The 24,717-nt window shown below is 43.2% G+C and carries 26 protein-coding genes; 14 read left to right on the forward strand and 12 right to left on the reverse strand.

What is annotated here, in order from left to right:
* Positions 1-272: 272 nt before the first annotated feature.
* Positions 273-971, reverse strand: coding sequence for a hypothetical protein (locus AUJ82_08220; GenBank protein ID OIO58687.1), 699 nt, complete (start codon positions 969-971; stop codon positions 273-275).
* A 139-nt stretch (positions 972-1,110) separates the two neighbouring features.
* Here AUJ82_08220 and AUJ82_08225 point away from each other — a divergent pair, with 139 nt between their 5' ends.
* The 8 genes from AUJ82_08225 (at position 1,111) to AUJ82_08260 (ending at position 8,710) form a co-directional block, all read left to right on the forward strand.
* A complete protein-coding gene (locus AUJ82_08225; GenBank protein OIO58688.1) occupies positions 1,111-2,211 on the forward strand; it encodes a type III secretion protein in 1,101 nt (366 codons plus the stop codon).
* On the forward strand, positions 2,212-4,419 hold the full coding sequence (locus AUJ82_08230) for a flagellar biosynthesis protein FlhA (protein ID OIO58689.1): 2,208 nt from the start codon (positions 2,212-2,214) through the stop codon (positions 4,417-4,419).
* A gap of 10 nt (positions 4,420-4,429) precedes the next feature.
* Positions 4,430-5,629 carry a hypothetical protein gene (locus tag AUJ82_08235; protein OIO58690.1) on the forward strand — a complete coding sequence of 400 codons (1,200 nt, stop codon included), beginning with the start codon at positions 4,430-4,432 and terminating at the stop codon, positions 5,627-5,629.
* Positions 5,630-5,638: 9 nt separating this feature from the next.
* Positions 5,639-5,971, forward strand: a complete 333-nt coding sequence (locus AUJ82_08240) for a hypothetical protein (protein OIO58691.1) — start codon at positions 5,639-5,641, stop codon at positions 5,969-5,971.
* Between the two features lie 89 nt (positions 5,972-6,060).
* A complete protein-coding gene (locus AUJ82_08245) occupies positions 6,061-6,816 on the forward strand; it encodes a hypothetical protein (protein OIO58733.1) in 756 nt (251 codons plus the stop codon).
* Positions 6,817-6,822: 6 nt separating this feature from the next.
* A complete protein-coding gene (locus tag AUJ82_08250; GenBank protein ID OIO58692.1) occupies positions 6,823-7,674 on the forward strand; it encodes a flagellar motor protein MotA in 852 nt (283 codons plus the stop codon).
* Positions 7,675-7,677: 3 nt separating this feature from the next.
* Entirely contained in the window at positions 7,678-8,382 is a 705-nt protein-coding gene (locus tag AUJ82_08255; GenBank protein ID OIO58693.1) for a hypothetical protein, read from the forward strand.
* Positions 8,383-8,395: 13 nt separating this feature from the next.
* Positions 8,396-8,710 (forward strand): hypothetical protein, encoded by a 315-nt coding sequence (locus AUJ82_08260; GenBank protein OIO58694.1) that lies wholly within the window; start codon positions 8,396-8,398, stop codon positions 8,708-8,710.
* Between the two features lie 10 nt (positions 8,711-8,720).
* Here the strand turns inward: AUJ82_08260 and AUJ82_08265 are convergent, their stop codons facing one another.
* The 6 genes from AUJ82_08265 to AUJ82_08290 all read right to left on the reverse strand — a co-directional run bounded on the left by AUJ82_08265 (position 8,721) and on the right by AUJ82_08290 (position 14,544).
* Positions 8,721-9,221, reverse strand: coding sequence for a peptidylprolyl isomerase (locus AUJ82_08265; GenBank protein OIO58695.1), 501 nt, complete (start codon positions 9,219-9,221; stop codon positions 8,721-8,723).
* 74 nt (positions 9,222-9,295) lie between these two features.
* Positions 9,296-9,742 (reverse strand): hypothetical protein, encoded by a 447-nt coding sequence (locus AUJ82_08270; GenBank protein ID OIO58696.1) that lies wholly within the window; start codon positions 9,740-9,742, stop codon positions 9,296-9,298.
* A gap of 138 nt (positions 9,743-9,880) precedes the next feature.
* On the reverse strand, positions 9,881-10,909 hold the full coding sequence (locus tag AUJ82_08275) for a hypothetical protein (GenBank protein ID OIO58697.1): 1,029 nt from the start codon (positions 10,907-10,909) through the stop codon (positions 9,881-9,883).
* A 102-nt stretch (positions 10,910-11,011) separates the two neighbouring features.
* Positions 11,012-12,217 carry a hypothetical protein gene (locus tag AUJ82_08280; protein ID OIO58698.1) on the reverse strand — a complete coding sequence of 402 codons (1,206 nt, stop codon included), beginning with the start codon at positions 12,215-12,217 and terminating at the stop codon, positions 11,012-11,014.
* 23 nt (positions 12,218-12,240) lie between these two features.
* Complete coding sequence (locus AUJ82_08285; GenBank protein ID OIO58699.1) at positions 12,241-13,437, reverse strand: hypothetical protein; 1,197 nt, start codon at positions 13,435-13,437, stop codon at positions 12,241-12,243.
* A gap of 15 nt (positions 13,438-13,452) precedes the next feature.
* On the reverse strand, positions 13,453-14,544 hold the full coding sequence (locus AUJ82_08290) for a type IV pili twitching motility protein PilT (GenBank protein ID OIO58700.1): 1,092 nt from the start codon (positions 14,542-14,544) through the stop codon (positions 13,453-13,455).
* 158 nt (positions 14,545-14,702) lie between these two features.
* Between AUJ82_08290 and AUJ82_08295 the strand changes: the two genes are divergently transcribed.
* Both AUJ82_08295 and AUJ82_08300 read left to right on the forward strand, forming a co-directional pair.
* The gene (locus AUJ82_08295; GenBank protein OIO58734.1) at positions 14,703-15,224 is read left to right on the forward strand and encodes a hypothetical protein; all 522 of its coding nucleotides are present in this window, start codon (positions 14,703-14,705) and stop codon (positions 15,222-15,224) included.
* Between the two features lie 23 nt (positions 15,225-15,247).
* Positions 15,248-15,742, forward strand: a complete 495-nt coding sequence (locus tag AUJ82_08300; protein ID OIO58701.1) for a hypothetical protein — start codon at positions 15,248-15,250, stop codon at positions 15,740-15,742.
* 4 nt (positions 15,743-15,746) lie between these two features.
* Here the strand turns inward: AUJ82_08300 and AUJ82_08305 are convergent, their stop codons facing one another.
* Positions 15,747-16,901: a hypothetical protein gene (locus AUJ82_08305; protein OIO58702.1), complete on the reverse strand. Its 1,155-nt coding sequence runs from the start codon at positions 16,899-16,901 to the stop codon at positions 15,747-15,749.
* A gap of 164 nt (positions 16,902-17,065) precedes the next feature.
* On the opposite strand from AUJ82_08305, the gene AUJ82_08310 reads away from it, so the two are divergent.
* Both AUJ82_08310 and AUJ82_08315 read left to right on the forward strand, forming a co-directional pair.
* Positions 17,066-18,010: a hypothetical protein gene (locus AUJ82_08310; GenBank protein ID OIO58703.1), complete on the forward strand. Its 945-nt coding sequence runs from the start codon at positions 17,066-17,068 to the stop codon at positions 18,008-18,010.
* A 58-nt stretch (positions 18,011-18,068) separates the two neighbouring features.
* Positions 18,069-18,905, forward strand: a complete 837-nt coding sequence (locus AUJ82_08315) for a hypothetical protein (protein ID OIO58704.1) — start codon at positions 18,069-18,071, stop codon at positions 18,903-18,905.
* Here the strand turns inward: AUJ82_08315 and AUJ82_08320 are convergent.
* Positions 18,897-20,174 (reverse strand): phosphoribosylamine--glycine ligase, encoded by a 1,278-nt coding sequence (locus AUJ82_08320; GenBank protein OIO58705.1) that lies wholly within the window; start codon positions 20,172-20,174, stop codon positions 18,897-18,899. The genes AUJ82_08315 and AUJ82_08320 overlap by 9 nt on opposite strands.
* 95 nt (positions 20,175-20,269) lie before the next feature.
* Here AUJ82_08320 and AUJ82_08325 point away from each other — a divergent pair, with 95 nt between their 5' ends.
* Positions 20,270-20,806, forward strand: coding sequence for a tRNA-specific adenosine deaminase (locus AUJ82_08325; GenBank protein ID OIO58706.1), 537 nt, complete (start codon positions 20,270-20,272; stop codon positions 20,804-20,806).
* A 68-nt stretch (positions 20,807-20,874) separates the two neighbouring features.
* Positions 20,875-21,264: a hypothetical protein gene (locus tag AUJ82_08330; protein ID OIO58707.1), complete on the forward strand. Its 390-nt coding sequence runs from the start codon at positions 20,875-20,877 to the stop codon at positions 21,262-21,264.
* A 14-nt stretch (positions 21,265-21,278) separates the two neighbouring features.
* Here the strand turns inward: AUJ82_08330 and AUJ82_08335 are convergent, their stop codons facing one another.
* The 3 genes from AUJ82_08335 to AUJ82_08345 form a co-directional block, all read right to left on the reverse strand.
* Positions 21,279-23,453 carry a hypothetical protein gene (locus AUJ82_08335; protein ID OIO58708.1) on the reverse strand — a complete coding sequence of 725 codons (2,175 nt, stop codon included), beginning with the start codon at positions 23,451-23,453 and terminating at the stop codon, positions 21,279-21,281.
* Positions 23,454-23,533: 80 nt separating this feature from the next.
* On the reverse strand, positions 23,534-24,289 hold the full coding sequence (locus AUJ82_08340; protein ID OIO58709.1) for a hypothetical protein: 756 nt from the start codon (positions 24,287-24,289) through the stop codon (positions 23,534-23,536).
* A gap of 9 nt (positions 24,290-24,298) precedes the next feature.
* Positions 24,299-24,712 carry a hypothetical protein gene (locus AUJ82_08345; GenBank protein OIO58710.1) on the reverse strand — a complete coding sequence of 138 codons (414 nt, stop codon included), beginning with the start codon at positions 24,710-24,712 and terminating at the stop codon, positions 24,299-24,301.
* Between the last annotated feature and the right edge of the window lie 5 nt (positions 24,713-24,717).

Here is a 24,717-nt window from a genome sequence, read left to right on the forward strand (position 1 = left end):
CAGGTTAATGGGGCTTTTACTGGCGGGATGCATCAGCACGGCATGCTCGGGGTGGGCGAGCATCTTTTTGGGCTTATCCTTGATTTGATTTACTAGATGAGGATGCGTTGTGTGCATTTGTGTTAAATTGTTTAATTATATTGTTTATTATATACAATATCTCACATTATGGGTGAAGAATCAAGTTTTTAGGGAAGTTTTTGTGAAATTTCGTTTATTTTCGATTTTATTTGTATACGTTTTTTACACAAAAGGGATTATTTTAGCTATTTTTATTTCAGTTGGTTATGTTCACTGAAGGAGAAGAAAGGTTTGTGGAGTGGTGCTGTGTTTGGGGAGCCCAGGATGATGTGATCCAGGACGGGGATGTTTAGGATTTGGCCGGCTTGGAGGAGTTGGCGGGTGACTGCGGTGTCGGCGTTGCTGGGGGAGGGATCCCCGCTGGGGTGGTTGTGGACTGCGATTATGGCGGAGGCGGAGAGACGTATGGCCTCCTTAAATACCTCTCTGGGGTGGACGAGACTGGCGGTGAGGGTGCCGGACGTGACCTCTATGTGGCGGATGACGTGGTTTTTGCGGTTGAGGCAAAGGACCCAGAATTTTTCAACGGTTAGGCCGGAAGCTATGGGAAGGAAGTAGTTGTAGACCTTGGCTGGGGAGTCCATGGGCTTGGGTTTGGATTCCTCTTGGGAGAGGATGCGGCGTGCGATTTCGATGACGGTGATGAGCTGTAGGGACTTTACTTTGCCGATGCCCTTGACGCGTTGAAAGTCTGCCGCAGACCAGGTGAGAAGACCTGATAGGGAGCCGGCCTCTGTGACGAGCTTTCTGGCGATGGCAAGGACATCGAATTCTTTGTTGCCGCTGCGTAGGAGCATGGCCATGAGCTCGGCATCAGAGAGGGCGGATGGGCCGAGGGCTTGTAGGCGTTCTTGGGGACGTTCGTTTAGGGTGATTTGGGAGAGTTTCATGGGGAGGGGAGAGGTTTTGTTTATTTTGGGGAAAGTGGAGGGGGGTTCAATGAAAAAATAGTGAAAATATGTTCAGATGTTTTAAAATAGTTGCAGCTCTGGCACTATTCTTTCTGTATAGAGGTTGTAGAACCCCGATATGTCTGACGCGGACGAGAGCTCAAAAACAGAAGAACCAACAGCGAAGAAGCGCAATGAGGCTATGGAGAAAGGCCAGTTTGCGAAGTCGCCGGATGTGGGTGTGGTGATGGTGATGGTGGCGGCCTTTTCGGTGTTTGTGTTTAATGGGTATGATGGGGCGTCTAGAGTCGGTTTGGCAGCACATGCTATATTTAGCCAGTTGGCGCACTTTGACGCGAACCCGGCAAATGTCGTGAACTTTTTTGTGTATCGATTTCGGGAAGCCTTTGAGATCGTTTTCCCTCTTTTAATAGCTTGTTTTTCAGCATCTATATTGGCAGGAGGCCTTCAGAGCGGGTTTAAGTTGACGCCGAAAGTGGTGGAGCTTAAGACCTCTAATTTGAATCCTGCCAACGGGTTGAAGAAAATATTTTCGATACAGAGTTTGTTTCAGTTTGTGATTGATTTGGCTAAATTTATAGCGGTTGGCTGGATTATCTACGGGGCGTTAAAAGAAATTCAAAATGAGCCTATTTTTCACACAACGGTAGACATCGCTTATGTAGGGAAGTTTTTGATGGATACCTTTTTGCTGCTGTTGGCGAGGTTGATTACGGCGCTTGGGGTGATTGCGGCGTTACATTATATTTTACAGCGTTATAAGACAACTAAAGATTTGCGGATGACGAAGCAGGAAGTGCGAGATGAGATGAAAGATCAGGAAGGTAACCCGCATGTTAAAGGGGCACAACGGGCGATGGCGAGGCGGTTGTTGATGAACCAGATGATGGACGATATACCAATGGCAGATGTCGTGGTTACAAACCCTACGCACTATGCGGTGGCTTTAAAATACGAAACTGGCAAAGATCTTGCTCCTGTAGTTATAGCGAAAGGGGAAAACTTGTTTGCCCAGCGCATTAAAAAGATAGCAAAAGAGAATGGCGTACCCATGGTAGAGAACAAACCTGTAGCGAGGATACTATTTAGAGTAGGGAAAGTGGGAAAACCAATCCCTGCGGAGATGTACCAGGCTGTTGCTGAAATTTTGTCTTATGTATACAAAGCTCACAAATATTATTTCCATAGATTAAAGACCAGGAGGATGTTGAAAAAGTAAATGGCTGAAGCCCCTAAAGTTGCCAATAAAAATGATTCGACTCTGTTTAAGAAGTTTACAGCGAACTCTGACATTGGGTTAACGTTTGGTTTTTTTGGTATCGTGATATTGCTTGTTATTCCGGTTGCCACCGGGATGCTCGATTTGCTCTTGGCGTTGAGTATTGGTATATCGCTGCTGGTGCTGTTAATGGTTATTTATATAAAAGAGCCGGCGGAGTTTACGGTTTTCCCGGTGGTGTTGTTGACGATAACTTTATTTAGACTTGGCCTGAATGTTGCTTCTACTCGTTTGATTTTACTTGATGGTTACGCCGGACGAGTGATAGAGTCCTTTGGCAACTTTGTTGTTCAAGGAAACTACCTCGTCGGCGCCGTTGTTTTCCTGATACTGGTGGTCATCAACTTTGTGGTGATCACGAAAGGTGCGGGCCGTATTGCGGAAGTTGCCGCGCGATTTACGTTGGATAGTTTGCCAGGTAAACAGATGTCGATTGACGCGGAGTTGAACGCTGGGATAATTGATGAACGTACCGCAACCCTAAGACGCCAAAAGATACAGAAAGAAGCAGATTTTTATGGTGCGATGGACGGTGCGAGCAAGTTCGTGCGAGGAGATGCCATTGCCGGTATATTAATTACCCTGATTAACGTTATTGGAGGTATTAGTATAGGTATTTTTCAAAAAGGTTTACCCCTGATGGATGCGTTACAGAAGTATACGCTGTTATCGATCGGGGACGGATTGGTTTCTCAAGTACCCGCGCTGATTGTATCGGTAGCAGCCGGTATATTGATTACTCGTACCTCTGAGGGCGTTAATTTGGGAGACCACTTAGGCAAGCAATTTAGAGTGTACCCAAGGGCTGTAGGTGTTGCCGCAGCGATGTTATTTACCTTTGCGATTTTGCCTGGGATGCCTGGAATTCCCTTTTTCATATTAGGACTGGTTTGCGCTTATATTGCTTACTTACTTAAGAAACATGCTGGAGATTGGGCTACGAGTGATACTGTTCAGAAGCCAAAGCCAGGCGAGAAAGGGTACATGGGCGAAGAAGATGGGGCAACCGGAGAGCTAGCATCCGCATTTGTGAAACCAGGCTCTATGGAAGATCTACAAAAGATGATTCAAATAGAAGCCTTTACGGTGGAACTCGGGTATGGTTTGTTACCTATGGCAGACAAGAAGCAGAGTGGTGATATGTTAGATAGAATTACCGGTGTGAGGCAAAAGGCTGCTCGTGAATTGGGGATACTCCTTCCACCTATTTCAGTTAAAGATAATCTAGAATTAGATGCCAATGAGTACCGCTTCCTATTACGCAATAAAGAAATAGCACGCGGAGGAATTATGCCTAACCGTTGGCTTGCGATGAATGTTGGCGGCAGCGAGGTACAGTTGAAAGGCGTTACCACAGTAGAGCCTGTATTTGGATTGGATGCCGTTTGGATAAATGATGAAGAGCGAAAGAATGCTGAGATTAACGGCTATACGGTAGTGGATTGTGCGTCTGTTATGATTACTCATTTAACGGAAGTGATACGCGAGCATGCGTATTTGCTACTAGAACGCGAAGATACGCAGAAGTTGATCGATGTTGTGAAAGAAAAGAACCCAACACTTATCAGCGAGTTATTGCCTGAGAAGGTTTCCGTAGGTTTGATACAACGAGTTTTGCAAAATTTACTTCAAGAGCGTATATCGATAAAAAATCTTTCCCTGATATTGGAAACGATTGGAGATTTTGCAGATGTTACGAAGAATCCCGATGATCTTTCGGAGCAAGTGCGCCGAAAAATGGGGCATTTCTTTATTTCTGAATATGAGACGGAAGCGAACCTGATTAATGCAATTACGCTGCACCCTCAGTTGGAACAGTTACTTGTTTCCAGAGTAAAGCGCACGCAGTTCGAAGTGTCTTTGATGATGGATCCCGCGCTTACGCGACAGATGTTAAATGAGATGGCACCTCGTTTAAATGAGATGGTGGAGCAAGGATTTGACCCTGTTATTATCACAACGATGGAGTTACGCTTACCCTTTAAGCGCTTTTTTGATCCAAGTTTTCCTCGACTTATTGTCCTTTCTTATCAAGAGTTACCCAATAAGACCCAAGTACAAAACTTTGGTGTTGTATCACTCCCTATAAGCAACGAACAACAGCCACAAGTCACTGGGCTGGAAGAACCCCAAGTAGCAACTGCTTAATTTCCCCCTTATGCCAAAAACAGATGAAATAGACCCCAAGACCCTGGAAGGCCGCAAGTTTAGATTTTTAGTAGGCTCTGCGGAAGAAGCCGCGCGCATTATTCGCGAACGCTTAGGGAAGACCGCGCGGGTATTATCTGTAAAACAAGTACAAGGAAAAGGGTTAAGCAGATTTTTATCCTCCCCGCAGTTAGAAGTGATTGTTGAAGTACCTAAAACTGAAGGTAATAACGCGACCCCCGAGAAGAGCAGCCAGCAAAAGCAGACTGCGCAGCAACCTAGAAAAGATGTTGCGAGAGAAGAGAATAGCGGTAAAGAAAAGACATCAGCACAGACAAATTTTCAAGAGCATATTGGGAATACAACGGAGGAGTTTTCTGGAAAACAAGAAACTGGTTATGACGATATGCCTAAAAGCGATCCGCTAGTGTATTCCAGGAGGCCTTATACGAAGTCATCCGGTAACACAATCGATTCAATTCTTGTAAAATCCGGGTTTAGCAAAGAAGTATTGTCGAAGTTAAAACTATCACCCAATTTTCCTGTACTGGAACAAGAATCACTCGTTGCGGGATTAGCAGAAGTATCGCATTGGCTACAAAGTTCATTTAAAAGCGTTCCCCAAAATCCCGTTACGGGAAAAATTGTATTTTTAGGCGCGTCCGGAACAGGGAAGACAACGGCCCTGTGCAAATATTTAGCGAACCAAGTATTTATACGGCAGAAGAGAGCGCAAGTACTTAAAATTGATAACGAGACACCTAATTCTGATGATGCGCTTAGGGTTTTCTGTGATTTTTTGAGCGTGCCCTTTTATAGAGATCCGATAGAGTCTGATAGGATCAGTGCGGAAGATTTGCTAATCGTGGATAGCCCAGGAGCCCCCTATAACGATGAAAAAGAGTGGTTGGCCGTTCGAGAGCGGCTAGATGACTTAGGGATCGATACACGCGTATTGGTTATCAACGCTTCCTATGATACCGATTTAATAAAAGATGGATACCAATTGGGAAAACAAATGGGTATTACGCATGTTGTTTTCACACATTTAGATGAATTGCGCAATTATTCGAAGTTGTGGGAATTTATCTTAAATGGTCATATTTCGCCCTTATTTTTGACATATGGACAAAATATTACCAGCGAATATACAGAAAGCGTACTGGATTTCTTGATTAATAAAACTTTTCCCTCTATAATCAACACATAGTCTAACCCCATGGCTCATACCCCCCAAAGCAAACAAGTTGAACTCAACAGCAAATATTTCCTGACTGTAGGAGCCTTTGTGGTGTTTGTTCTGGTATTTTTTATAGGTTTGTTAGCGGGGAACGAACTGACGATCGTTCTCAGAAATGCTGCTATTTCCGCGGTGATCGGGGCAATTCTGACCAAAATTTGCCTGCATATTATCGAATCTAATATTGAAAAAACACGCAATGAACGAGAAAGAATTTTTTTAAAAGACCACAAACCCGATGCCTCCGAAGAGATTCTAAAGCTAGCTAGGGAAACCTCGAATAGATCAACTGAACCGGAGAAGACCGCGTGATTCAATTTACCGATATTCCATTATAAATGACTCAAGCAATCACAAAAACAGAAGATAAGAAGCCCCAACCCCAGGGGACCCGCTTTCCGATCGACAAGGTTGCCAAGGAATACAAATCTGCTATTACACCCGTAGACGCGAGCCAGTGGGATATGGTACAAAATTACCTACCGCTGGTGAAATCGATTGTATCCAGGATGCGAGTGTATTTCCCCGAGCATATAGAAATGCGCGAGATGTATAGCATAGGCATTATAGGGCTAATCTCCGCCGTGCAAAATTACGATGCCAAGAAAGCAAACTCGTTTGGCGCGTATGCAAAAATACGCGTTCGTGGGTCTTTATTGGATGAGTTAAGACGTATGGATTGGTTGCCACGTGCTGACAGAGTGAATTTAAAAAAGTATCGCAAAGCTGTTGAAGAACTGGAGCAAAAAATACAGCGAGAAGCCTCGGAAGACGAAATTTGCGAAGCGCTAGGCATTACCAAAAAAGAACATGCGCACTTAAAAAACCTGCAAATGCCCCTCACCCACGTATCACTGGACAGTGCGCCGGCAGCCGCAAGCACGGATTCTACGAGTTTACATGAGGTGATCTGTGATCTAACGGAGCTTAATAGTAGAGATGTTGCTGAGAACCATGAGTTAATCGATCTCTTAAAAGATTCCCTTAAGGAGTTACCGGAAATGCAGCGTAAGGTGCTTGCTTTATACTATATAGAAGAACTGAGGCTAGCGGAGATTGCGGCAGTCTTTGACCTTACTGAGTCTCGTATATGCCAGATACACGCACAAGCATTGGGAGATTTAAGAACTTCTTTAAAACAAAAAATGATTCAATAGAAAAGTATGCTAATAATAATAGGATCGTTAGTTGTTGTCATATCCATGATCGGTGGGTTCATGCTTGCAGGCGGTAACCCCCTTGTATTGCTTCATATATCGGAATTCGTAGTGATTTTGGGTATAGCGAGCGGCGTGTTGATAACCGCGAGCCCGAAATCTGTATTGCTGCGCATCCTTGCGGATACTAAGGCGTGTTTGACAAGTAAAGGCGCAACGGAAGCTGATTTTCTTGATTTGATGAAACTGCTTTATGAGATATTTATGCTCGGTCGAAAAAGCGGATTGATTGCACTAGACGAGCATATGACGGATCCGCACGCGAGCAGCATCCTTACGAAGTACCCGGAGTTTCTTAAAGATGATGAGAAGGTGACGTTTTTGGTAAACTCCCTACGACCGATTATTGACGGCAAAATAAAGCCCGAACAGTTGGAAGGAATTTTGGTCGCTGAAGTACACAGTAAAGAAGAAGAAGCGGAGAAAAGTATTTCCATGCTTCATTTGGTGGGAGATTCGCTGCCAGGGATAGGGATTGTGGCGGCCGTTCTTGGTATTATTAATACGATGAGCGCGATTGCCGATGGCCCGGAACGCGTGGGACAAAGTGTTGCGGCTGCTTTAACAGGAACATTTCTTGGTATTTTTACGGCGTATGGATTTGTAAACCCGTTGGCACAGCGAATACAGTTTTTACATAAAACAGAATTTCTTTATTACAATACGATCAGCCGTGCGGTTTCCGCTTTTGCAAAGGGATTGGCACCCCTCATGGCGATTGAGATTGCGAGGCGTTCTTTAGAAAAGAGCGTTCAACCGAGAGCGGACGAATTAGAAGCTATCCTTAAAAATATATAAATTATGGCCGGTGGCGCATGGAAAGTAGCATACGCGGATTTTGTGACGGCCATGATGGCTCTTTTCATGGTATTATGGATTATCTCTCAAGACGAAAAGATTGTAGAAGTGACCTCACTCTATTTTAAAAACCCGATCGGGGAGACCTTCTCTAAAGATAGCGGCGTTGTGAGTATCAACAATAGTAAAGACGGTCAGCAAAAATCAAGTTCAGGACAGGACAATGCTGCAACGAGTGTTGTAGACCTTGCGTTTTTAAATAAGTTAGCAGCTGAATTTTATAAGCTATTAAATATTGATCAGTCTGCACAGGACTCACCGGTTGATGTAAAAGTTGCAAGCGATGGTTTGCACATCACGATATTTGATCGCTCTAAGCTGCCTCTTTTTGTTTCTGATAGTGCTATTTTTACGGAGTGGGGGAAGTATGTGATGCAAAATTTGGCGTGGGTGATGGATCGTTATCCTTTAAAATTGCGCATTGATTCTCATACGGCATCGGGGTACAAGCCAATAGACCCTGAATATGGGCCATGGGAGCTGAGTGTGGATCGAGCTAATGCTACACGCAAATTGCTGGAACATTTTGCTTTGGAGACAAATAAAGTATATGAAGTGAGCGGGTTCGCGGATAGTGACCCGTTGCCGGATTTACCTCCTGATGCAGAAGCGAACCAAAGAGTCGTGCTTAAACTAATGTTACATTAATAGAAAAGTTATCATGGAAAGTTTTTTAAAAGGAAGAGTACATATTAAAAAAAGTTCATACCAGGACGATGAGCTAGTCGACAACGGGAAGCCATCTGATAAAGACGCGCTGAAACCCCTTTTAACGGACAAACTGGAGACGACAGAAGAGGTTGTTATAGAATCGGCAGCGGATGAAGAGATCCCTAAAGTGCAGGTAATTTCGGAAGACGGCTCTGTTAAGAAAATCATCATTCAATGCACGTGCGGAAAGTGCCTCGAACTCGAATGCGAGTATGACGAGGAACTGATCAATAATCTACGAAGACTAAAGAACGCAAAAAAGTAATGTGAGCAGACTAGTCCTTCTTTTCTGCCATACGATCACTTTTCATCTGAGCGCGCAGGATCTTTTTCTCTTGGCGAGGACGGTCTTGGATATCTCTGGCACAAGATTCGATCTTTTGGACGATATCATAGCCCTGAGTGACCTTCCCGAAAATGGTGTGCTTCATATGGAGCCAAGGCGTTTCGGCTGTGGTGATGAAAAACTGGCTGCCATTTGTGCTTGGGCCACGGTTTGCCATAGCGAGCATGCCGGGTTCATTAAATTTAACGTCACCTTTGCATTCATCTTCAAATTCTTTGCCCCAGATGGACTCGCCACCCGTGCCGTTACCTGAAGGATCTCCTCCCTGGATCATGAACCCCGGGATAACGCGGTGAAAGATGATGCCATCATAGTAGCCATTTTTTACGTGGGTGATGAAATTTTCACAGGCTTTGGGAGCGACTTCCGGCATGAGAGTCAACTCGATTTCGCCAACGCTTGTTTCTAGAACGACTACATTATCTGACATAAGCTTTTATGGGTTTAATTCGATTGGTAGCATTGGGGAGTTTTGGCGGGAAGGCAAATATATTTGTAAAAAAATCAGGCCTCTTCCAAACCCATTTTTTGCCGCAGGTCTGCTAGTTTTTGGAGCGCTAATTGGGCGCTCGAGTTTTCGAGAGAATTGGAATCACTGGCGACCTCGTTTGTAGGTGCGTTTACAGACCTCAGGACTTTGCCGAGATCTGTGAAGTCATCCTTCCAGAGGCGCACGGCTTGGGGAAAGTGATTTAACTCCTTGCCGAGGTGTTCGTAAGCCACAGTAAGGATTGCAGCTTGATGTTTGAGTTTTATTTTATCGATTTTACCCGTACTGATTTGCTGTGAAAAGGTGGTTATTTTTTTGTCTAAATTTAAACAAGCGATTTCGAGGCGAGTGGGATCCTGGTTATAGAAGGCAGCTTGATCTTCGTTGGCGAGGGAAGTTGAGCAGAAGCCAATGAACATGACGGCTGAAAGAATGAAAGCAGAAGGAGATTTGCAACGCATTGAAGGAAGGGGTGGGGGTTAGTGGTATTAGTATACTTGTATATTTACACTAAGTGGGGGTATATGACAAACGAAAATTAAAGGCGCTTGTATAAACTAAGCGCCTTGGTGATAAAACTTTAGGTGTGATTGTATCGGTTAGATGTAGTAGCGAATATGAGCTTTTTCTCTGAGGCGCTGTATCCACTTTTTGTGGGCCTGTTGTGCGAGATTGTTTGCCAATTTACGCTCTATTTCGTCACGAACCTCTTCTAGCGGCATGATGCCATCTTCACGTTTATCCTCAACATAAAGAATGAAGACGTAGTTATCTAGGCTAACGGGCTCACTGTAGGTATTCTTTTCTAAAGCAAAGGCGACATCCGCTAATTCCGTGCGAATATCTGTACGATTGATCCAGCCCCAGTCTCCACCGGTTTCCTTCATGTGATCTTGGCTGTATTTTTTAGCAGCGGCTTGAAATGACATTCCAGCGCGGAGATCCTGCAAGATTTTGTCGGCTTGTTGGAGCAATACCTCTTGAGATTCGTTTGTGTAAGGAACAAGTGTGATTTGACGCAACTTGACACCCTCTTTTTGTACAAACTCCTGAGGATGCTCTTGATAATAAGTTAAGATTTTTTCCGGGCTGACTTCGGATTGGGATTTCATTTTTTGATCCCGCATGACGGAAACGATAACGTTCTTGCGCATTTCATCCTTGAATTCGCGAAGCGTTTTTCCGTGGGCTGAAAGGTACTCGAGAAGCTGAGTACGGTCACCATTAAAATTTTTGCTGAGAAAGTCCGCAAATTGGTTATCCAAGTAGGCTTGTGGAATCTTCATTTTCTTGCGATTGAAGTCCTCTACGATTAATTCGCGATCGATCAAGTTTTCTAAAATTTCACGGCCAATGGCATCAACCCGCTGGTTGAATTCGGCTTCAGTAAGAGATTCACGCTGGATTTGAGGGAGAATGCCTTCTAACTCCAAGCGTACGTCTTGGAGAGTAATAATCTGATCATCTACGATAGCAGCGATACCACTCGGGTAGGTACCAGGCTCTGTGAGCTCCTTTTCTAGATCTGATTCATTGACTGGTTCTGCTTGATCGGAAAGTTGCTCGGTGGCAAATGCAATTGTAATTGCGGATATGAAAAATAAAAAAAATCTGAAAGTTAGACGCATGACGATGTATGTTTTATGTAAAAAAAGTTAACTATCTAATAGTAAAAGTGTATATGAAATTTCTAATAGGTCAATCCGTAAAGGCCTAAAAGTTTAGAGAACTCATATGTAGGATAATTTATCCAAGATACCTAAGAGCGGGAGAAACATGGCGATGATGATGCCACCGATAAAAACAGTTAAACCGATAATGAGCATAGGCTCCAGCAGAGAAACGATTGAACCGATGTGTTTTTCGAGATCCTCCTCACCATCTGCGGCAATTTTCAAAAAAGCCTCCGGGAGATTGCCTGATGCCTCACCCACGGAAATGAGACTGATATCTGTTTCCGGTATGAGCGGGATTACTTGAAGGGCGTTTCCTATGGCAGCCCCCTCACGAACCCGTTGGATCACGAAAAGCATTCGTTTTTCGAAATAAGTTATATCGAACAGATTGTGTGTGATCTCCAATGCCTTTACGACCGGGACATTGTTTGCTAAAAGCGTTCCCATTGCGTTATAAAATCTGATCAAGGCAATTCCGATAAGAACCCCTCTTACCCTGGGAACGCGCAGGAGCCAGGACTTTAAGGCTTTAGGATTTAAGAGCCGTTTAGCAATAACGGTTAACACTATGCCGATAAAAAGAAGGGATAAAAAGTGGTTCTTTATGAAGATAGCTGTTTCGAATACAAATTGTGTCAACACTGGCATAGGGGCATTGCCTAACATGTTTTCAAATACGAATTGAAATTTGGGAATAACAAATATGACTAATAAAGCCACAACGATGATGGATACCCCCAATACGATGGCGGGGTAGGTTAGGGCATTTTTAATTTTTCGCTTCGTTTGTTGAGCTTTGTTTAACTGGTGGGAGAGTTTGGATAAACTGATGTCTAATTTTCCGCTAGCCTCCCCGGCTTGAACCATACTGATGAAAAAACTATCGAAGACAGACGGCATTGATTCTAAAGCATCTGAAAAAGATCTACCATCGTATAAAGCTGTTTTAATGTTTACCAGAATACGCTTCATTTTAGGGGAGTATTCTTGGCGCTCAAGCAGTTCGATGCATTGGAGAAGCGGCATTTTTGCTTTTAGTAATGCTGCTAATTGCTTTGCAAAGTGAGCGATTTTATAACTTTTGAGAGAACGAATACGCTGAGCTTGTTTACGAGAATGCTCCGGAAGTACTGCGATATGAGTTACATTCAATTTCTTTTGCGCTAATAGCTGTTGGAGCTCAAGTTCAGAATTTGCCTGTAACGTACCGGTCCGTAATGAACGATTTTTGTCTAGGGCTGAATACTCGTATTTGGGCATATGATTACGTGACAAGAAATGAATTAAATGACGCGGAGAGTTTCCTCGAGAGTTGTTTCGCCTTGTTGTGCCCAAAAAAGACCGGAGTCCTTAAGCGTTATCATACCCTGTTCGATTGCGTTATCAAAGAGAGCGAGATTTGAGTTTTCACGCGCGATCAGATTCTTAATATTATTCGTGAGCTTTAAGTATTCGAAAATGCCCCTGCGCCCGAAAAAACCCGTTTGATGGCAATGGGGGCACCCAAGACCCCTACTAAAAGAGATTTCAGGCGTTACAGAAAATTGCTCACGGATTTCGTCATCCGGAGTGTACTGGGTACGACAGCGCGAACAATTTATTCTTACCAGCCGCTGTGCCAAGACCCCCTCTAACGCTGCTGTGATCAAAAATAACTCAAGCCCGAGATCCCGTAAACGCGTGATGGCAGACGTGGAATCGGGTGTGTGTAGGGTTGATAATACCAAGTGGCCGGTGAGAGCTGCTCTGGCCGAGATTTGGGCGGTTTCCCGATCTCGAATTTCTCCGACCAGGATAACATCCGGATCTTGACGTAAAAAGGAGCGGACGCATCTCCCAAACGTGACATTGATGCTCGCGTTAACAGGAACCTGAGTAATTCTGGGAATAGAGTACTCGACCGGATCCTCAACTGTGATGAGCTTCTTTTTAGGAGAATTTAGTTGATTAAGGATACTATAAAGCGTTGTTGTTTTACCACTCCCCGTGGGACCAGCCACTAAAAGCATTCCCTGGGTGAGTTGGTAGGCTTGCGTAACATCACGTGTGATTTGAGGCAGCATGCCCAGGGATTCCATTGAAGAAAAAAGCCTGTTTTTATTTAACAATCGTATAACGAGACTCTCTCCCTGAATCGTGGGTAAAGCAGAGACACGGCAATCAATTTCCTGGCCCTGATAAGTGTACAAGAAACGGCCATCCTGAGGGATGTTGTATTCAGAAATATCCAGACTTGCTAAGATTTTAACACGAGAAAGAACGGATTGGGCGGACTGGAAATCCACGGTATGCATATCATAGAGCAAACCATCGAGCCGAAAACGCACAATGACATTGTCTTCGGTTGTTTCGAAATGGATATCGGCGACATTTCGATAAACGGCATCGTTTAGCAAATTATCTAAAAAAGCCTTTGCCGCGGATTCGTTAGCAAGGTTTGGCGGAAGTTTTTGGGGAAGTTGTTGAGATACAGCAGGCATTAATCCATAAAGCGCTTATTGGCTTATGGGATTTTTAGTAACATTGCCCTGACCTTCAAGCTTTTTCCGCATTTGATCCGGATATTGAGATTTATCTATGACCTCATCTCGGTACACAAGACCACGGTTGTAGAGACTGAGTAAGCAGGCATCTAATGTGATCATACCATAGGACGCACCGGTTTGAATATCGGAAGTGATACGATAAGTCTTATCATCTCGAATGAGAGTAGCGATAGAATCGGTATTGATCATGATTTCAAACGCGGCAACCCGACCTCCGCCAACCCGCCTTAAAAGCGTTTGAGAAACGACTGCCAAAATTGAAGAAGCTAATTGAGTACGAATGTACTCCTTTGCGGAAGCAGGGAAAGCGTCTATAATACGGTCAACCGTTCTTGCCGCGCCCGTTGTGTGTAACGTAGCCATCACTAAGTGACCCGTTTCTGCAGCGCTGATAGCGGCCTCCATCGTTTCCAGATCACGCATTTCCCCAACGAGAATAACATCCGGATCCTGTCTTAAAGCACTTCGTAAAGCGTATCCAAAGCTAGGGGTATCGATACCGACTTCGCGTTGACTGACGATAGATTTTTTGTGACGATGATAATATTCAATAGGATCCTCGATAGTAATGATGTGACCCTCTATGTTCTCATTAATCCAATTGATCATGGATGCCAACGTAGTTGATTTACCACAGCCGGTTGGCCCTGTTACCAGTATGAGCCCCCTAGGGCGCCTTAAAAGTTCTTTAATTTTTTCCGGCAAACCGATGACATCCAGCGGAAGAATCTCATTAGGAATTAAACGCAGTACGACCCCATAATTCCCCTTTGAACGCATAACACTCACACGAAACCTTGCTTTATCGAGGAAAGCGAAACCAAAATCGACGCCCCCCTTTTGCTTTATCTCTTGCTTGTGAAGATCAGACGTAATGGAATTGATTAAACTTTCGGTATCCTCTGGGGTTAACGCGGAACCCTCTACGGGAATCATGGAACCATTGATTCTGAGTATAGGAGCTTGGTCAACCTGGATGTGGAGGTCGGAAGCACCTTCATCAACCATCAGGTTTAAGAGATCATTCATCTCGTAGCTCATAGGGGTAAGGGGGCTTAAGGATTGAGACTGTGTTAGCTAATTATAATACATTTCATGTATAAATTACAAGTATTAGATTTCTTTTCACGCACGACTAAAAATTAACTTTCTTGTCATTGCGTGAAATAAATGTGTTAGTAGAGACAGGAAAGAACATCATGAGAAATTTTAAGTTCCTAGAAGATCTTGCCCGCTACAACCCACATGCAAAAACGCTTTTGCATATCAATATTGGGGAGCAGAAGCTGTACGTGATAGATGTACCCTCTCAGAAAAGCGAGCAGGAATATACTATCTCAACAAGCGAGAACGAGCCCTCTTATGAAGAAGGATCTAACGGAACGCCGATGGGTTGGTTTGAAATATCTGAAAAGATCGGTGCGGAAGCGCCTAGCGGCATGGTCTTTAAAGGAAGGAAAGCAACGGGAAAGTGTTTTTGGGAATACCCTAAAGAAGAGCAATCAAGTGATTTTGTAACCACAAGAATCTTGAGATTAAACGGGCTTGAAGCCGGTGTTAATGATAATACGCTTAGCCGGTACGTATATATACACGGCACAAATCATGAAAACGATATTGGCATACCTAAGAGCCACGGCTGCATTCGGATGCTCAATAAAGATGTTATTGAACTTTTCGATTTTACACCTGTAAAAACTATGCTTTATATTGAGCGATAGAAATTTAACCCCCAAAAAAACCTATGAAACTTTCAACAAAACTAGAAAAACTGATCAACGATCAAACGAATCTTGAATTGACGGCAGCCTATATTTATTTAGGAATGGCAGCTTGGTTTGAAACGACCCCGTATGATGGATTTTCGATCTGGATGCGTAAACAGTTTAACGAAGAGATAGGACATGCGATGCGATTTTTTGATTTTTTAAAAAATCGAAATAATGTGATTGAGCTGGAAGCCCTGGCAAAACCAACCTGTTCCTTTGCGAGCCCCATTGAAGTGTTTAAAGCATCATTGACACACGAACAGAAAGTAACGCGCTCGATACAGCACATCTATAAAGTGGCTGAAGAAGAGGATGATTTTACGACAATGGAATTTCTTAACTGGTTTTTAAAAGAACAAGTTGAAGAAGAGAAGAACGTACAGGATATGCTGGACAAGCTACTTCTTGCCGGAGAGAACCCTGATGCCTTATTAAGAATAGATGCCCTTGCCGGGAAAAGAAGTTCTTAAAAATTTAATTTACGGCAGAGGCTTCGAGTGAGGCCTTGGATTTAGCTTGTTTAAAAAAGCTTTGAATAACCTCAACAACGGCATCGCGCTCTTCCTTCGTTAATTCGGGGAATATAGGAAGACTAAGCACCTCTTTGCTCAATTGATGGGCACGATTGAGGCTCTCTTTACCAAAGGTATATTGGCTGAAGCAAGGTTGTACATCTAGTGTTTCGGGATAGTAAATTTCGGTGCCTATCCAGTTTTCAGATAAAAAGGCCCTTAAATCATCACGAAAACCGCCACGAACACGGATTGTGTATTGGTTCCAGGTGTGGAAGTTGTCTCTAAGCTCGGTAGGAAGCGTCAAATAGCCATTAAGGTTTGCTAAACTTTGGTCATAGAAACGAGCATTTTCGCGCCTACGCTCGATATAACTATTTAAGTAAGGCAACTTAGCTTCCAAAAAGGCAGCTTGAATGGCATCTAAACGGAAATTACCCCCTACGACCGGATGGTAATACTTAGATTCCATACCATGAACGCGCAGCATTTTGAGTTTAGCAGCGAACTCATCATCATTTGTGGTGACCATACCGGCATCACCTAGAGCGCCAAGATTTTTGGTGGGGTAGAAACTGAAGCAGCCGATGTGGCCAATTGTGCCCAGTTGTTGTTGTTTATAAGTAGCCCCTAAAGATTGTGCTACGTCCTCGATAACAATTAAATTGTGCTCTTTTGCCAAATGCATAACGGCATCCATATTAGCGGATTGGCCGAAAAGATGGACGGGGATGATTGCCTTAGTGCGCGCGGTTATTTTGCGCGCGGCATCCTCGGGATCTAGGTTAAAGTCATCATTATTGGAATCCACCCAAACCGGAGTAGCACCTACTCTGGCGACGACCCCTGCTGTGGCAAAAAAAGTAAAAGCGGGGCAAAGAACCTCATCACCCGGGCCAATTGAAGCGGCCATCAAAGCGATGAGAAGCGCGTCCGTACCAGAACTTACGCCAATAGCGTGCTTTGTGCCGAGGTAGCCCACCATAGCGTTTTCGAAGGACAAAACACTTTCGCCCAAAATGTAATTACAAGGGAGGAGCACGTTGCTAAAGACCCGTGTTAATTCACGTTCGATGGCTTTGTGTTGTTTCTTGAGATCGAATAGTGGTACCTTCATCAGTTTACAATAATACAACGTTATATATAAAATGAAAGGATTAAACTTTTACATAAGTCAAAAAGAGTAAGCACGCCCCTTTTCAGCTGGACAAATAAACAACAGGAGCATTAGAATTAGTCATATACCCTTATTAAACCCCGAACCCTGTAGGAGTATTGACTATGAGTACGTTAAAAGGCCCCGAAATATGGCAAACAATCTTTGTCCCTAAATTGCATGAATTGTATAGAAAGGAAGTTCCTTCCACAAAACGGTTTGAAAAACTGATTGATAAGCTTGGCGGAAAAATCACATTGGACCACGGAGCAACGCGTACAGCAGACCGCGAGTTATACGAATTATTAACCAGAATTGGCGCTGCGTTTGGGTTGGAGCCGAAGGCGAGTTACGAATTTCCGGAAAAGCATTTAACGGCGATTGCGATGGATCTCCCGGACGGTAGCGGATTTAAATGGTTTTCTACGCTAATTCTTTACAGAGAGCTTTCTGATAAACTCGTTCAAGCTGTTGAAGAAGACATGGAGCGGTCAAAACATCATTTATCCAGCAAAGGAAAGGAATTGCTTGAAAAACTAGAGCAAGACAAGTCTCTTAATAGAAAAGAAGCCGATGCCCTATGCGAGATATTGGTTAACGAATTCTTCCATCGACAAGGAAAGCCCCTAAAAAAAGCTACTTTGGAAATGGTGATAAAAGAGTCCAATGAGCTAGCAAATGCTCTCCTTATGGGGCCTCAATTTAACCATGTTGCGTATTTGCTAAACGAACTTGATATAAAGGATTGGTATGGCGCGGAAGTCATACAAGTACTCAACGATACCATGGAGCGAGCCGGGTTTACGATGTTACCGGCAGTACAAGGAAAGCCCGGCGGCATTCTACGTCAAACCTCAACGATGGCCGATCGCTTAAGCTTTAAGCTCGATGATAATGGTAAAACTGTAACGATTGACCACCCGGCGATGTTCCTTGAGTTTATCCAACGAGGAGCGGAGCAGGACAAAGACGGTAAGACGTTGTTTGATAAACATGGTAAAATAAAGCGATTCCAGGGATTCCTGGCCACCAATACGGTTAAGCTTTATGATTCCACTAAAGTGAGTTAATAAAAAAATAGTTTTTAAGAACTTGAAAAGACTGCCCGGTTGGGCAGTCTTTTTGTGAATGGGACACGCAGTTAAAGTTGTAGCTTATAATTCAGACTGGCCGAAGATTTTCGAGCAAGAAGCAGAGCTTGTTAGGCAAGCGCTAGGGGATAATTGCATTGCGGTGTATCATATAGGGTCTACTGCAGTACCAGGGTTGGTAGCTAAACCGATTATTGATATGATTCCTGTTGTGAAAGATATTACGCAAGTGAAACAAGTTAACAATGAACAGATGGAAGAACTTGGCTATTTTGCAAGAGGGGAGCATGGTATGCCCTTTAGACGATTTTTTCAAAAATGGGGTAAAAATAATTTATCTAGCAATGTACATGTGTATGAACAAGGGAATCCTGAAATAGAGCGGCACATATACTTTCGTGATTGGATGCGAGTACATGAAGATGATAGAAATCTGTATGCGGAGCTGAAGAATGAACTCGCAAAAGAGTTTGCGGATGATGTTATTGCTTATTGTTTAGGGAAAGAAGGATTTGTTGTGGATATCGATCGCAAGACCGGATTTGATGGGTTCAGGATGGTTGTGCCGTTAACAGACAGGGAGTGGGAAGCCTACCTTGGGATTATCGAAGAGCGACATGCCGCAGGCCATACAATGGGTACCCTGAATGATTCTCTAAATGAAGCAATAGAAGATGATTGTTCTTTTGTCCTTTATAAAGGAACAGAAATTGTTTGTGCCGCGAAGCTATTATTCTTTTCAAAGAACCAAGCCGCCATCAGCTTTTTGGGAGGCTTAAAAGCATTTAGCAACAATAACTATGAAGCCGAAATGAAAGGACTTATTGAAAAATGGCTTCGACAGCAACGGCTTCGGCTAGTGTCATTATTTTGAAATAAGATTAACCCTAGCAAGCTGTTTAAACCCGATATCATAGCGGTATTTGAGAGGGTTGTTTGGGATTTGGCTGATGAGACCGTAGGCTTTTTCTGCTGCTGCTTGCAAGGTAGCGGCTGTGGCTGTGATGCAGAGGACTCGTCCTCCCGACGATTTTAGAGAACCATTTTTATTTTGATATGTGCCCGCATGAATGATACTTGTCCCTGAAGGAATGTTATCCGGTAAGGTGAGCGCGAGGCCCTTTTCATACTTGCCTGGATAACCCGGAGCTGTGAGTACAACCGTGATTGCGTAGCCAGGATTAAACGATACGGGGTTTTTATTAAGCGTGCCTTGAGCGCAGTTGTAGAGGAGCTCGATAGGATCTGATTTTATAAGTGGGAGGAGGACCTGGCATTCAGGGTCTCCAAAACGGACATTAAATTCCAGAACCTTAGGGCCGCTCTTTGTCAGCATAATACCAATATAAAGAACACCACGGTAATCGATATACTCCGCCTGGAAGCCAGCTATCGTGGGTTTGACAATGGTTTCTGCAATCATATTTAAAACAGACTCCGTGACAATATCTGCCGGGGCGTATGCACCCATGCCACCTGTATTTAGGCCAGTATCGCCCTCGCCAAGCCTCTTGTGATCTTGGCTCGTGGGCAGGAGGATATAGTCCTTCCCCGAGACAACGAGCATGATAGAAGCCTCTTCCCCCTCGAGGTAGTCCTCTATTAAAACGGTATGACCACTCTCGCCAAAAATATTACCTTCAAGCATATCAGTAAGTGCAGCTTTACCCTCAAGATAATCCTGGGCTATCACTACTCCCTTACCCGCGGCGAGACCACTGGCCTTGATGACAGTGGGAAACGTTTGGGCTTTGAGGTAATTGAGTGCAGGAGTGAGTTGTTTAAAGGATGCTGAACGAGCTGTCGGAATATTATATTTTACCAAGAAATTTTTAGTAAATTCCTTACTCGCTTCGAATTGAGCTGCTTGCTTATTTGGACCAAACGCGAGAATACCCTTCGCCACGAGCGCGTCTACTAAACCAAGGCTTAAAGGCACCTCCGGGCCGACGATTACGAAATCGACATTTTCTTGCTCTGCCAGCTTAACCATATCCGAAACACTTTCGATGTTCACCGGAATGGAGTTTGGGATACCCCCATTACCCGGTGCTGCTATCACTGAAGTGACGAGAGGACTTTTTTGACAGGCAAGCGTGATTGCATGCTCACGACCTCCAGAACCGATAACAAGAACTTTCATATTGGATACTGTGTGGTTAACAACGGGTTAGCTGAAATTTAATAAACTCATTAAAAACGCTTTTTTAGCGAAAGGGAAGTGTATATACTGACAGCATGCAAGACAATGTTCCGGAGAATGTAAAGAAAGCTCCATTACCATGCCCGTTTGAAAAGCTGTATCCATCCCAACTCAACAAAGACGATGAGTTTTACATGAAGCTGGCGTATAACCAAGCGATTGAGGCCTGGCGGGCGGACGAAGTGCCGATAGGAGCTGTTGTTGTTTATGAAGACAGGGTGATTGGATCTGCGCACAACCAAGTAGAGTTCTCTAAAGACCCAACGGCTCACGCGGAGATGCTAGCCATTACCCAAGCTGCTAATTTTTTAGGAGATTGGCGATTGAATAAAACCCGCTTGTACGTGACAAAAGAACCCTGCCCGATGTGCTCCGGCGCTGTCATTATGTCCCGAGTGGGGCAAGTGATCTATGGGGTGCCCGACACTAAAATGGGGTGTTTAGGGGGGGCTTATAGCGTGCATTTATTAGAAGGGGTAAATCATCGCGTTGATGTGAAGTCGGGAGTATTGGCGAATGAATGTTATGCCTTACTGCAAAGCTTTTTTAAGCTGAAGCGGGTTCGAGAATAGTTTTTTTTAGGAAATCGAAGTGACTTTATAATTGGTGTTTTTTAATCATATCAGCTATTGTTATTTTTATGTTCAGCGCATTAACGAAAATTATTTTTTGCTGTAACTTTACGCAAGAAGAACCCGATAATAATTGTGATTGGAGCGACAATTCTGAATCCACACTAAAACAAAGATTGATTCAGCAGGGAGAGAAAGCCGATGTACGTAAACCTGAAATAGCACGGAATGCATATGATGGGCTGAGCGTACGAGAGTGGATAGTGTGTTTGGTGAAACGAAAAATTCGTGAAACAAAGAAGTGTGATGACGAAGCAGTAGAAATTTTAGCAGAGGAAGTTGTTATTAGATTTCACTCAGACTATATTCGAGACTTTATTCATGGCGATATAAGTATTGAATCTGTGATAGAGCGAGTAGTGAATGATGAAAGAGATAAATCTCGTTGGGCGCCATGAAGTTCAACGTGTTACTATAATTTATTTTTTTTAAAGAAAGAGAAATTCTTTGAGAAATAGAGCAGCTTTTGCTTTTCGGGAAGATGCTTATTTAGTTCTGATATAAATTCGTTTTTCATTTTTACACTTAAGATAAAGCTGAGCGTCTCTTCATTATCAACCCTTGTGGACATCAGTATATGTAGTATATTCTTCGGGATGATGGTGATGATTTTTTTGACCCTCTCCTTGGTTTTCGCCCGAGTGAGCATTACGAGTAAGGTTTTGGCAATCGTGTTGATTTTATCGTTATAAATTATAGGGTACGTTTTCTTGAGGGCTATGAGGTCAATTTCAGTCATGAAATCTATCATGACTGAAAAGATTGCATCAACCAACCAGGCTTCAAAACCGTTATAGTTTTCTGAAAATTGAATCTCCTTAGCGAGAGTTTCATAATAGTCGTCTGTATTTTTAAAAGAGATGCCCTTTGATGCCAGACTCAGGATACCCCACAGTGTTTTGAGAGTCAGCTTAGTGTTAAAGTAAGCACAATTACCCACTTTTTGCTTTTCACTGGAAAGCTTTCCCTTAAAGAGCATATGCACCTTTTCTTCTATGGGGGTATCATCCTGTAGCGCTTTTTGAATTTTTTGCTTAAAACTGTTGGATGTTTCATCTTTGATTTTATAGACTGAAATTCCGGAAGGCGTTGTTCCAATAATTTTTTTCTCCCAATGGAATGCACCGGTAGATAAATTCATCTCCTTGATGTTTTTAATGACGAGAGGGCTAAAACCTCCATTACAGTCGATCAGCAGTTGTTTGTGAGGAGTAATAATACTGATACACCCTCTAACGTGCTTAGGATAGTCACTAAAAAAAAGCCGTAATTCAGCCAGATTTTTGTGATTCTTTTTGAAAGAACTGTTTATGTTTTCCCATTTCTGGGTTTTCAGTATTTGAGCGAGTTCTAGTGCGACAGGTTTTTGTTTTTCATTTGCGTATTTATCGAGATAAAATTCGAGGATAGAGCAAACATAAGAACCGAATTCGGATGATGACGTATTTAAGATATGTGATAAGAAATGAGCAGAAGCCATCCACCGTATGACCTTGTTTTGCTCGCTACTAAAGTTGGCTTCTAAAAATTCATCGAGATACGCTGCATCAGAGCAAGCGTTCAAGAAACCAAACAGACCTGATCCAGACTCTCCTATGGGACTTGATAATGGATCCAACAATCCTGTTTCGATAATTTTCCTAAAGCAGGGTATCGTTTCTTCATTTGATAAAAGAATCATTAGCCAGCACCTTTCATTATTGTTGGACACCATGGTATTAGCACCGGCCTTGACGCAAGATTGAATGATCTCAAAATTACCACATTCACAGGCATGAAGAAAAGGGGTATTGCCTACCTTGTTTTTAGGCTCATCAATAGATTTTCCGTATTTTTTCCAAATATATAGGGTAGTTTCGAAGCATTTCAGGCATTCGGTACCAGCAGCAATATGGAGAATGCTGTTTTTCGCCTCTTTGCTTTGGAAGTTAATGTCAAACAACCCAAGTTCGGAAAAGAGCTTTATTAATTTGTGGCATTGAAACTTTACGGCGAATACGAGCAAGATGGTTCCCGTAACATCATTTTTATCGAATAAACCAGGAAAATCTAAATAGGCCTTTTCTAAGACCGTTTGAAAAGAAAAAAGAACAGATAATTTTTGATTATTATCGAACTTTGCTTGAGGCAGAATTACTTCCAGTTCCTTAAAAAAGTCAGGATACCGTTTGTCAGAAATTTCCTTGCTCGATTGAAACTTTTCGACAGCTTCATAGAATGTTGCAAAGCTGGTATGATCAGAATCACCTGAAGGCTCGATTTCCTGAAGTGAGACGACTGAGTTTTCTTGATTGAGAAAATTTATCTTTTTATCCGAAAACTTTGTGGAAGAACAACCAGGAAGATGCGTTAGTAGAGAAAATTCAGGAAAGAATTCGCTCAAATAAAGGTTTATTTCCGAACTCGTGTGAGGAATTCCTAAGTAGTGCTCTTTGATTTTATTAAAGCAGTGAAGAGGAGATAGTTTTCCCGAGAGTGTCTTTATGATAAACTTATTTACAAATTTGTCTTTGGAAATAAAATGGCGATTGTTAATTGTTATTAAAAGCTTTTTGGGATCCTGCCTATTACTAATCGATTTTTCCATAAGAAAAGCATACTAAAATATTATAACCGATCAAAGTTATTTTGCGCTTTCAAATAATGGCGAAAAGGCCAGGAGCCTTTCTATGCCTGGTTCAGCCTAAACGTGAGTTGGAAAGTGTAGGCTTCTCTTTCCGGAGGAGGAGACACTTTCGAGAGCCGTTCGAACGCGGAGAGTATCGAGTTATCAAATTCTTTGTTACCCGAGGATGTCAGGAGGTGGATATGTGAAAGATTGCCCGCTGGGTTTACCCTAAAGGAAACAGTTGCCTGGATGTGGCTGCCAGATATACCTCCTGGAGCTTGCCAGACGGAGTCTACCCGTTGACGGATATGCCCGATATAAGAAGTGAGCTGCGAAGGGTCATGAGAAGGGGAAGAAGGGCCTGCGAGCACCAAGTTTTCCAATTCTGAAGTAATATCATCTACATTCAGCTTTGGAGTGACAATTTTTTCAGGAGCTGCCTTAGCGACTTTGTTCTCCTGTTTATTATGCTTCTTTTGAAAATCGGTGTAGCTGATGCGCTTGAGCTCCGGTTCTTCTTTAGGTTCTTTCTTTTGAACTACTTTGGGCTTGGCAGGCTGTTTAGCTGCTTCCTTTTTCGCAACGGTTTTAGGCTTAGCTAATTTTGTTTGCGGTTTGGGTTTTGGGGATTCTGTGGTAGCTGTGTTAGCAGTATTTTTATTTACCACTTCTGAAGAGGGGGAGACTACCGTAAAGACGTAAGGTTTGGGCTCCTTTTTGCAGCTACGAAAAAGCGTAAAAATAATAAGAAGAGAGAAGACGCTAAGGTGCAGAAACAGTGATATGCGGAACGACTTTTTTGTGATAGACGTCATTATTATGGGCTAGATGGCAACGGTATCGAGACTGATCTTGGTGAGATGATGTTGTTTGACGAGATCAAGAACATTCATAACCTGTTGATAGCTCAGGGAAGCGTCTGCACGGATGCGAATGACAGGCTCCTCTGGCATAGTAGATGCCTGCAGAAGAAGGGCATTAAGCTCCTTTGGCGTTGTCAACTGGCTACCCCAGTAGTAATCACCCCTTGCATCAATGGATATGGAGCGAAACTGCTCCTCTTTTGGAGACTGCTCCTTGACTGATTCAATGGGGAGCTGAAGGTTGATAGATTGCTCCAAAAGGGGTGCGGCGATCATGAAAATGATGAGCAAAGAGAAAGCCAAGTCGATGAGCGGTGTGACATCGATTGCTGAGATTGCGGAAAACTGCTTTTTGCGGTGAAATGTACGTGCCATGGCTG

Source organism: Verrucomicrobia bacterium CG1_02_43_26 (assembly GCA_001872735.1).
Classification (GTDB): domain Bacteria; phylum Verrucomicrobiota; class Verrucomicrobiia; order Opitutales; family CG1-02-43-26; genus CG1-02-43-26.